Raw genomic sequence first — 9,850 nt, 5'->3', positions numbered from 1 at the left:
TATCTAGGCATAAATAAATTTAAAGTTTGTAGTAAGGACTTTAGTCCTGATAATCCTTGCTCTGAGCGATAAATCGCTCACTACAAACTAAGAGTTTATTTTATATTTAATTATGTCTACCTACTTATCTCTTTTCAAAATTCTTGTCTGTGCTGAACAGATAGCTGGTTAACACAACAATAGTTTTAATCAACTACTGCTATTACTCAGATATTCCTGGTTCAATCCGTGCCCCAAGCTGAAGAACCCGTCCAAGGTCGTCAGCGTTTCGCCAGGTTTCAATTATCTTGCCGTCGGCAATATAATGAATGAATGTAGCAGTGAATGTCTGTTGACGGCCGCGACTAGGTATGCCAAGAAAACTCTCCTGAATGCAGGTATTAGTCGCACGCACAACAACTTTGTCACCTTCAGCGATTACGTCTTCAATTGTCCATTTCTGCTGGATAGGGCCAAATGAGCCAAAGAGTTTGCGTACCCCTTCAGGGCCAAGGGGAAGTCCTGGTAAACCACCGTGCATTTTCCAATTCGAGGCGGTTATCTCGCAAATTTCTTCGATTTTATGCTCGCTAATAAGTTCCATCCACCGTTGAGCAATTATTTTGTTCTCCTCAATGGAAGACATTGCTGCTGTTCCTCTACTGAAAATTAGGCGAACTCTAGTTATTTATTTAGACAGACAAGATGCACTATTGTCAATTAACTATGGCGGTTCTCGAATGGAAGCAATACACTTTAACCTCACTTCCATTCCTCTCTCCTTTTAGGCTACCGTGTATACACAAGTCGAATTACCCCCCTTAATCCCCCCTTGGAAAGGGGGGAAAAAGAAATGTTGTTTCCTCCCCTTTATAAGGGCTATCCATTACCCGGATCTTTCTCAACATTTACGAGAGTATTCACTCACGCTTTTTCTAACCCTGATTCGTTCGTCGTCAATTCTCAATAAAAACCTAATTTTAGCGAGAAGACTAAGAGCCAATCTGTCAAGTATATTTGACACCTCAGTGTTCAAGATGCCGACAAAACAAGCGTTTCAAGATTGTAAAGAAAGATGTGACTAATGGATAGCTTTTTAAGGGGGGTTGGGGGGATCGAGTCTTATCCGAACCGTATTGGGAGTGAGAAGATGCTGTTAGCGGTAGCGGGGCGTTTAGCCCGTGCTGACTTCTCAACTCTGGCTAACACTGTAATGATTCCCTCTGATGGCGTATATCTGTAGGCATTATTCACAATTTTTGTAACAATGCGACTGAGGCTGAACATAGATAGCAATTCGAATTTTGAAACATTTGTACTGAGATTGGAGTTTTCAAAAGCTTTCAAGCTCGATCCTTTGAATAACATAATGAGAGTTCCAGCCGTTTGAAGTGACTGAAATCACGAGGTATATTAATGGCGTTGGCGTCGCGTCTTGTAGAGAGCGTCTGGGGTTTCCACGCCAGTTCCTAGAACGGGGGAACCCCTGGAACTGACTGGCTCTCCATGAGCGACTGCCGACGCAAAGGCGCTAAGAATCTAAATTCTAGATTTTTAAAAGATTAACTTTCATACCCTATTTAAAGCTTTAAGAGTAGGGATAAGCCTAACGCCGCAAAAGAATCTCCCAGGTAGAGCCACCAACTACACCGTCAGGTTCTAAGCCATAGCGCTTTTGTGCTGCTTTCACCGCTGCTTCGGTTGTCTCGCCAAAGTCTCCATCGGCATCACCTTTCAAGAAACCAAGCTTTTTCAGTTGTTGTTGCAACTTAACAACTTCAGAACCACGTAATCCTATACGCAAAATTGGCAATCCTTCTGAGGTGTATTGAATACCAGGAGTTCGTTTTGTAGTTGTGTTTGACTGAGTTCGAGTAGTTGATGTAGTACGCTGCGGCGGTTTCTTAGTGCTAGAAGTCGTAGGTTTTCTGGGAGTAGCAGGTCTTGGCTCAGGGTTGGTCGGAACTTGGGTTACAGCTTTTTTTGGAGTAGTAGGTTTTGGTCTGGTTGGAACTTGTGTTACAGCTTGTCTCGGAGGGTTGGGGTTGGGATTTGCAAGGTTGGTGAGGTTACTAGCCTGGGTGGGAACAGGAAAATTTGTAGCTGAATTAAATCTTGGCTGGGATGAAGGGACGGTTGATGCTGCTACTGGTTGATTAGGAAAAAGTCGTTGCCAAGTGCTGCCATCAACAATGCCATCTGGATTCAAGCCAGCTGCTTGTTTAAACCGGGAAACAGCACTAGCTGTATTTTCACTATAAATACCATCTACTGCACCAGAATAAAAACCCAAAAGTTTTAGAGCTGCCTGAAGTTCAGCTACACGTTCGCCTTGACTACCAACTTTCAGGCTAGGGCGGTTGATGCTATTTCCAGGATTTACTTGGGCAATTTTTTGTGGGGCTGCTATTGATACTACAGCCGTTGAGGTAATAAACAGAGGCGTAGCAGAAAACAAGAGTATTTCAATGGCTGATAAAGATTTAGACCTCTTTGGCCGTTTTTCCATTTTACAGCGATTTACAGTTGGATATAGTAATTTTAAGTAACTCAAAATACTTGCTGTCAGGCTGCGTTGCATGGAATTCACTCCCAGAATATTCTCATGCTAATGGTACAGCCGCTTGGTCTAAAAAACAGCTGCTGCATTTTCCAATATCTCCGACGGGCGTAGCTGCGGCACATTCTCAGTTCGTGATCGCTCGATTAATTGCTTCTTCTTGACCAACTAAAGACAAGTAAGGCTCTTTTAAATATTTACAAGCTGAAGCGATCGCATCCTTGGCACTCACCGCCGCAATCAATTCTTGAAACTTAGTGTCAAAATCAATTCCTAAGCCCAAAATTTCATACCAGCCGTATATCTGAGCAATTTGCCCGTTGGTTTGTTTACCCAAGGCGTATTGCCCCAGGATCTTATTTTTAGCAGCTTGGAGTGCGCTTTCGGAAACTTCAGTGGTACATAACAAATCTACTTCTGTATGCAGTCCTTCTAGGGCAATGCTGGTATTCTCCGGTGCTGTACCAATATAAACTACAAAGGACGCTGGAAAGAGCCTTGTGGAGTAAAAGGCAGATACTTCGTAAGCTAAACCTCGTTTTTCCCGCAATTCGACAAACAAGCGGCTAGAAAGCCCATTCCCCAAGTAGGTACACAGCAATTTTAATGGGGCGTAGTCTACAGAATTCACTGATGTTCCTAAATAACCAAGCATCACAATTGATTGTTGTGTCTGGACTGGCTTGAGTCTTACCTGCGGTTCTACCTTAATCTCAGGTAAATTCAGTGTTGGTAGTGCCTGAGATGGGGATTGCCAATCAGCAAAAACTTCTTCCACCAATGCGGCTGCATCTGTGGGTGTGACTCTACCAGCAATACTAATTACTACATTATCTGGACGAAAATAAGTTTGGTGATACTCCACTAAATCTGCACGAGTTAAGCTACTCATAGTGGTTTCATCTCCCAGCACTGATGTAGCATAGGGATGATTTTGGTACATTACCTGCCGCATTTGTTCAAAGGCGACATTGAACGGTTGTTCTTTTTGGGAACGAATATCTTGGAGTGCTAAACGCCGTTCTAGTTCGACTTGAGTTTCGGGAAAAGTCGGCGATCGCAAAATCCGTCCTGCTAATGTTAAAATTTCCCCAAAATCGGATGTTACCGTTTTGAAAGATAGCAGAAAATAATCAGTGCCAGCATCTGCACTCAAACTCGCCCCTACAGACTCGACTTTTTCTGCAATTTCTAGGCTAGAAAGTCCATCACATCCTTTTGTCATCACTGCTGATAACAAATGTGCCAATCCTGCTTGCTCCCGGTTTTCGTTACAACTACCGGCACGCACAAAGATTCGCGCTGCAATAATGTCCGCAGCCGGATTTTCTGCCACCAGCACGACAAGTCCATTGTTCAATACGGTGCGATGGATGGGCGATTTTTGCAGCAAGGTTGTCATTTGTCTTTTGTCATTTGTCATTTGTCATTTGTCCTTTGTCACTTGTCATTTGTCTTTTGTCATTTGTCTTTTGCTAATGACTAATGACTAATAACTAATGACTAACATGGTTTAAGTACGGTAACTGCGTAATTCTGGGGTGATAGATACTGTTTAGCTAATTTTTGCAATTCTTGGGCATCAAATGACTGAATCTGCTGGGGATATGTCACAGCTAATTCAGCTTGGGCAATGGTATTGTAATATCCATAAAGCCCTGTAAGTTGATTTGGTGTTTCGGTAGAAAATGCGTACTCATTACATAGCAACCTGCGTGTGCGGGCAAGTTCTTGTTCGTTAATTCCTATAGTCTGCAAATCATCTAAATGAGCGCAAATTAAAGATTCAACTTTCTCCAGATTTTCTGGTTCTAACCAGGCAGTAATTGTAAATAAACTTGATTCTCGTTGTAGAGAAAAACTACTGCAAATTCCCTGTACCAATTGCAAATCTTCTCGTAAATCACGCACTAAACGCGAAGTCCGCCCTTCTGCCAATAACACGGACAAAAAATCTAAACCATAGCCAGTACGGATATCTTCTACTCCGGGTACTAGCCAAGCCATCAACAATCGTGCTTGCTCTATGCGTGGTAAACACAGTTCTTGACGATGAATTCCTGCGATCGCTGGCTTTGTCACTTTCCCAAACTGCGGACAATTCGAGCGTTCCGCAAAATCAGCAAATGAATGATTTACCATTTCCCAAGCTGGTTGCTGGGCTATACCCCCAGCAATTACCACCGTCATATTTTCCGGCTGATAGTGGGCGTGATGAAAACAGCGCATTGCTTCTGGCGATTGCTGCATCAGTTCTTGCTCAGTGCCCAACACTGAACGTCCGTAAGGGTGATGCGGATAGATGCTTTGAATTAGAGCTTGAAATCCTATCCAGTCGGAATCGTCTTGACATGAGCGAATTTCTTCTAGCACTACATCCCGTTCTCGGCTAAATTCATCTTCTGGAATTGCCGCATTGAGTAGTAGTTCTCCCAAGTAGGGTAGAGTATCTTTTAAATAAGGGGCAGCTGTGGTGAGTGAATAATGAGCATAATCATAGCTTGTCGCTGCATTACTCACGCCACCCCGGTTTTCAACTTTGGAATCGAACATTCCAGGGGGTAGGGTCGCCGTACCTTTAAAAATCATGTGTTCTAAAAAATGCGCCATGCCAAACCACGGTTTTGGCTCTAGGCTGGCTCCAGCACGCACCCAAACATCCGCCACCACTACAGGAGTAGTGGGAATTTCTTGATGAATAAAAGTTAAACCACTCTCTAGTCGGAAGACGGAGGCTGGAAATACGGTATTAGTTAGTTGTTTTAACAATTTTTTGTAGTTTTGACCACAATTTAACGCAATTGTGTCATTTTAACTCTGAACGATACCTGATTTAGAATCAAGTTATACAGATTTAGCAGAATTATGCTATTCCTGTCCTCCAGATTACCGAAAAATTAGAAGCGTTATGCATTGAGAGGAAAATCGCAAATTAATTAAAATACTGGAATCTCAATGACAAATTCTGTTCCTTCACCAAGCACAGAATTGCAACTCAACCGCCCATCATGGGTTTCTTCGACAATTTGACGAGCGATGTCTGACGACAAGCCGTTTTGCGTCTACGCGAGTCCCAATCCTGTTCCCTTCCCTACTTCTTTTGTTGTAAACAGGTGATCAAATATCCGCGATCTAACCTCTTCTGACATCCCCTGACCGTTATCTTTGATGCGAATTACCACCATGTTTTGCTCACTGGATACTTCGGTGTGAATCAATATTTGGTGATGATTGGCTTGCGCTTGGGCAAAAGAAAGCACCTCACAGGAAGTATCTAAGGCATCAATGGCCTTAGCGAGGATGTTCATAAATACTTGATTTAGCTGTCCCAAAAAGCACTTAACTGGTGGTATTTTTCCATATTTAGTGATAACTTCAATTGCTGGACGTTTTTCGTTAGCTTTGAGGCGATACTTCAAAATCAACAGGGTACTCTCAATCCCTTCATGGAGGTTACAAGCAACTTTTTCGGCTGTATCGGCTCTGGAGAAAGTGCGGAGACTGATGCTAATATCTTTGATCCTTTCTGAAGCCAGCTTCATCGAGTCTACTAACTTTGGTAAGTCTTCAGTCAGGAATTCTAGGTCAATTTCTTCGCCATGCTCAATGACTGCGATCGCCCATCAGAGTAACTAGCAACTTGGATTAACTACTGGATGCGCTGCGCCTTCCGCCAAACTTGGGGGGTAGTCCTATGATATTGGCGAAACTGGCGGTAGAAATGCCCCTCATTCTGATAACCCACAGCCTCAGCAATCTGATTTACAGATTGGTCGGTTTCTAAAAGTAAGGTACGCACTGCTGCCATCCGGCGCTCGACAATCCAATGATTCACTGGTTTTCCTGTCTGGCGTCGCACTAAGTCGGTTAAGTAAGCTGGAGAGTAACCTACTGCTTGGGCTACATCACACAGAGTAATCGATTGAGAATAGTTGGCTTCGATAAAGTCGAAAACCTCTTTGAGTTGAGGGCAAGTAGGCAAGAGTGATTGGGAATCTGTCGATGTGCCTGTGTCAGTACTTTGGGGTTCTGAGACTGGTGGGGACTGAGCAACATAGCACTGGCGCATGGTTGCTTGTTTTTCTAATCGAGTTGCGATCGCTTCCAACAATTCCTCAACAGTAGAGGGCTTGGTAAGATAGTCGTCTGCTCCCAAATTCATCCCTTGACGAACCTCAGTTTTAGTAGATTTAGCACTGAGAAAAATGAAGGGAATTGTTGCTGTTAAAGGGTTTTGGCGCAACGTATTCAAAACACCATAACCATCTAGTTCTGGCATCAGAATGTCGCAAAGTACCAAATCAGGCAAGTGTTCTTGTGCTTGCTGAATACCAACAAGACCATTTTCGGCTGCGATCGCTTCAAACCCTTCTGCTTCTAAACTGTCTAAAAATATATTTCGGCTTTCTGGCTCATCTTCAATCACTAGAATTTTAGTCATAGTGTCCCCTTGATGTTAAGCGTCAAATGAATTATGAATATTCATAGACTTTCTGGCTGTCCTGTTGCAGAGATTGTCACTGCACTGGTAGGGCAATTGTGAATGTAGTACCTACCCCAATCTCGCTGGTAACTGAAATTTGACCACCATGCAGGTCTACAAGCTTTTTGGCAAGTGCTAATCCCAGTTTAAGAAATAGGTGAGTCAGCTAGTGGCGGATTCTACCGTGCCTATGGTGATATTGAAAAATTAGTTTAACTAGATAGAGCGTCAGCTCCAGCATTACAACGCTCGGCATTTGAGATGATCGTGACATCTCTCGAAAAGCGCCGACAGTAAAGTATTCAGTCCCAGGTTAAACCGTAAAGATTGTGATCGCCCTTGAGCAAAACGTTGCGTACTGACTCTCTTGAATCACGGTTGCCATAGATATTTAGGACTTATGCACTTAGCTTAGATATTGAAACTAAGAATGAAAAATAGGACAACGCCCCATGCTCAATTACAAAATTCCCAAAAAATGGTTAATTTTGCTGACAGTGGCTTTGATCTCTGCCTTGTTGCTGGCGATCGCTTCTTCTGCCTCAAGTATTTATTTATATGGCAGCAGTACTGATAATATCAAGGCAGATGCAGCAATTGTTTTAGGAGCGGCAGTTTGGAAAGAAGAACCATCTCCTGTTTTCAGGGAGCGAATCAACCACGCCATTAACTTATATAAAAATGGATCTGTTAAGACAATCATTTTTACTGGCGGAGTTGGCGAGAGCAATGAACCAGCTGAAGCTATAGTTGGGAAAAATTATGCGATCGCACAACAGGTAAAAGCTGCTGATATTCTTATTGAGACTCAATCTCGCACAACTCACCAGAACCTCAAGAATGCTTTGGAAGTAGCGAATGCTCACCAATTAACTAAGTTTCTTATTGTCAGCGATCCATTGCACATGAAGCGAGCCGTGTTGATGGCACGAGGCTTAGGAATGGATGCACATTCGTCTCCCACACCTACTACCCGCTATCGCAGTTTTCGCAGTCAGATGGAGTTTTTGAGCCGAGAAACTTATTTTTACTTTGTCTACTTAGTATTTAAAATATAGCCGTAGCGGACTGCAACTGAAAATGCCCAAAATTAGAAAATAAAGCTGTAACCTTTTCCCTGTAGAAATTAACTAATATTATCAACCCTTGTAATTAGATAGTTTCAAGGCGAAAACGCTTAAATGCTCTAGCTGCTTCAGGAATTAGCCCAATGTACCAATACCCATTCGTTTCATCTGCAAACCAATTAACTATTGCAAGTGCTGGTTGACCAAATTCATCATCTTTTACTCCAAAAAAATTGCAAAAACTTGCGCCTAAATGGCCAATTTGCCCAGGAGAATCACCATCATATTCAGCAGCCTCAGATAACTCCCAAGTACGTAATCTGCGATTATCTTTCATAAAGTAACAATGCTGATATAACTTATCCAAGATAGCTTTATGTCCTGGGGTTAATCCCTCATAAATTGAATGGAATGCCTCTAGATATTCTTCTTCGGAAAAAATACAACGTTCAGCATATTTAACCACTTTATTATTCCCCTTTCTATTTGCCAGAATACCAACATTGAGGAAAAGAAAGCTTGATGTCAACGGCAATATTTACCATATCTCATGTTTGAAATTGTCAAATCGCAGCAAGAGGTTTATTATACCTTTGCTGCGATTTTAACCTTAATTGCGTGTAGCTTCCAGTAGGCGAGAAAAATAGAAGCGAGTCTTCGTCATTGCCTGTCGTTGCAAAGAAAAGCCATTGCTTTCCAAGATTTTCACCCCATCAGTCTCACGATGCAAATATGCACGAGTGGCTTTACTTGGCCCAGGAAAGAAACTGCCAATTTTCTTGAGTATACTCAGGGCGCAGGTCTTCGGCGCAAAACTGAGAATTATCCGCGACTGTGCCAAAGAACAGAGGTGAGATATCATCTCATCGGCTTTTTCTTGAGGGTAATGGATGAGAACATCTAGGCAAATAACGGTATGGTAGCTACCACTCAACGATTCCAAATCCTGTACGGCAAAAGTAGGATTTTCGGTATTTCCCAAAGTTTGTTTTGCTCTATCTCTGGCTTCTTCTACCATTTTTTCCGAAATATCGGTGGCATAGACTTTGGCACCATCTACTGCCAGGGGAATGCTGAGACTACCGACACCACACCCAGCATCACAGATTGATAGCTCTGGTAAATTGTTATCAGCCTTCAGCCAACCGAGAACTGTATCCACAGTTTGCTGGTGTCCATTGCGGATGTCTAATTGGACTTTGTTGACTTCGCCATCGCCGTAGATTCGCTTCCAACGGTCAAACCCTGTGGAATTGAAATACTCGCGAACAATCGTTTTGTCGTCGGCTGCGTTCATAAACTTCGATTTTTAGGGGTTCCCAATGCTTAAAATTATCATTGATAGGAACCCATAAGAGCGGTCTTCCAGATTTTTCCAGATGATAGTTCGCCGATAAGCAAGGATACTTATGTACATAGAGGAACTCAGGGTGTCGAATTCAAATCCAGACGCGCAAAATTGAAGCTGTACTGGCTTAACAAGCAAAATACTGAATTTAGCTTGGGTTTTATGGCTTTTAGATAGGCTTTTAGATATCCTTTTTGTCTATAACAGCGATTTATTTTGAAATAAATCACTAAGTCGCGATATTTATACAATTACTTTGGATTGGTGTATATTACCAAATTTGATGTTGTAATTTCATAAGCTGTTGGCATTATTTTTCCGTTTAAATCATTGTTCAGCTAATATTTGTTTATTTTAAATGAAAACTGCTATTTTTCTATGGTTTCAGGATTCACGATCGCTAAATACTATTT

9 protein-coding genes and 1 pseudogene are annotated in these 9,850 nt (G+C 42.3%); 1 reads left to right on the top strand and 9 read right to left on the bottom strand.

Going from position 1 to position 9,850, the window contains the following annotated elements; all coding sequences use genetic code 11:
- Positions 1–202: 202 nt before the first annotated feature.
- From IQ229_RS02735 to IQ229_RS02705, 7 genes and pseudogenes are all read right to left on the bottom strand, one after another.
- Positions 203–625 (bottom strand): ester cyclase, encoded by a 423-nt coding sequence (locus IQ229_RS02735; protein ID WP_194041062.1) that lies wholly within the window; start codon positions 623–625, stop codon positions 203–205.
- A gap of 960 nt (positions 626–1,585) precedes the next feature.
- Positions 1,586–2,560, bottom strand: coding sequence for a peptidoglycan-binding domain-containing protein (locus IQ229_RS02730; protein WP_409339888.1), 975 nt, complete (start codon positions 2,558–2,560; stop codon positions 1,586–1,588).
- Between the two features lie 106 nt (positions 2,561–2,666).
- Positions 2,667–3,941: a M16 family metallopeptidase gene (locus IQ229_RS02725; RefSeq protein ID WP_194041065.1), complete on the bottom strand. Its 1,275-nt coding sequence runs from the start codon at positions 3,939–3,941 to the stop codon at positions 2,667–2,669.
- 101 nt (positions 3,942–4,042) lie between these two features.
- Positions 4,043–5,308, bottom strand: a complete 1,266-nt coding sequence (locus tag IQ229_RS02720; RefSeq protein ID WP_194041058.1) for a M16 family metallopeptidase — start codon at positions 5,306–5,308, stop codon at positions 4,043–4,045.
- A gap of 167 nt (positions 5,309–5,475) precedes the next feature.
- Positions 5,476–6,150: pseudogene (locus tag IQ229_RS02715) on the bottom strand (sensor histidine kinase); the annotation flags it as partial.
- A 38-nt stretch (positions 6,151–6,188) separates the two neighbouring features.
- Positions 6,189–6,980 carry a response regulator transcription factor gene (locus IQ229_RS02710; protein ID WP_194041056.1) on the bottom strand — a complete coding sequence of 264 codons (792 nt, stop codon included), beginning with the start codon at positions 6,978–6,980 and terminating at the stop codon, positions 6,189–6,191.
- 76 nt (positions 6,981–7,056) lie between these two features.
- On the bottom strand, positions 7,057–7,167 hold the full coding sequence (locus IQ229_RS02705) for an ATP-binding protein (protein WP_322743929.1): 111 nt from the start codon (positions 7,165–7,167) through the stop codon (positions 7,057–7,059).
- A gap of 307 nt (positions 7,168–7,474) precedes the next feature.
- Here IQ229_RS02705 and IQ229_RS02700 point away from each other — a divergent pair, with 307 nt between their 5' ends.
- Positions 7,475–8,080 (top strand): YdcF family protein, encoded by a 606-nt coding sequence (locus tag IQ229_RS02700; protein ID WP_194041054.1) that lies wholly within the window; start codon positions 7,475–7,477, stop codon positions 8,078–8,080.
- Positions 8,081–8,174: 94 nt separating this feature from the next.
- Here the strand turns inward: IQ229_RS02700 and IQ229_RS02695 are convergent, their stop codons facing one another.
- Together IQ229_RS02695 and bchM are read right to left on the bottom strand one after the other, a co-directional pair.
- Complete coding sequence (locus IQ229_RS02695) at positions 8,175–8,618, bottom strand: hypothetical protein (RefSeq protein ID WP_194041052.1); 444 nt, start codon at positions 8,616–8,618, stop codon at positions 8,175–8,177.
- 81 nt (positions 8,619–8,699) lie between these two features.
- On the bottom strand, positions 8,700–9,386 hold the full coding sequence (gene bchM, locus IQ229_RS02690; RefSeq protein ID WP_194041050.1) for a magnesium protoporphyrin IX methyltransferase: 687 nt from the start codon (positions 9,384–9,386) through the stop codon (positions 8,700–8,702).
- Positions 9,387–9,850 lie beyond the last annotated feature (464 nt).

The sequence above is a fragment of the Nostoc cf. edaphicum LEGE 07299 genome (assembly GCF_015207245.1).
Taxonomy (GTDB): domain Bacteria; phylum Cyanobacteriota; class Cyanobacteriia; order Cyanobacteriales; family Nostocaceae; genus Nostoc; species Nostoc edaphicum_B.
This window is presented reverse-complemented; position numbering and strand designations above follow the sequence as displayed.

Bases quoted from the DNA above. Each gene is read 5' to 3' on its own strand.
- IQ229_RS02735 (WP_194041062.1), bottom strand. From the start codon at position 625: ATGTCTTCCATTGAGGAGAACAAAATAATTGCTCAACGGTGGATGGAA.
- IQ229_RS02730 (WP_409339888.1), bottom strand. From the start codon at position 2,560: ATGCAACGCAGCCTGACAGCAAGTATTTTGAGTTACTTAAAATTACTA.
- IQ229_RS02725 (WP_194041065.1), bottom strand. From the start codon at position 3,941: ATGACAACCTTGCTGCAAAAATCGCCCATCCATCGCACCGTATTGAAC.
- IQ229_RS02710 (WP_194041056.1), bottom strand. From the start codon at position 6,980: ATGACTAAAATTCTAGTGATTGAAGATGAGCCAGAAAGCCGAAATATA.
- IQ229_RS02700 (WP_194041054.1), top strand. From the start codon at position 7,475: ATGCTCAATTACAAAATTCCCAAAAAATGGTTAATTTTGCTGACAGTG.
- bchM (WP_194041050.1), bottom strand. From the start codon at position 9,386: ATGAACGCAGCCGACGACAAAACGATTGTTCGCGAGTATTTCAATTCC.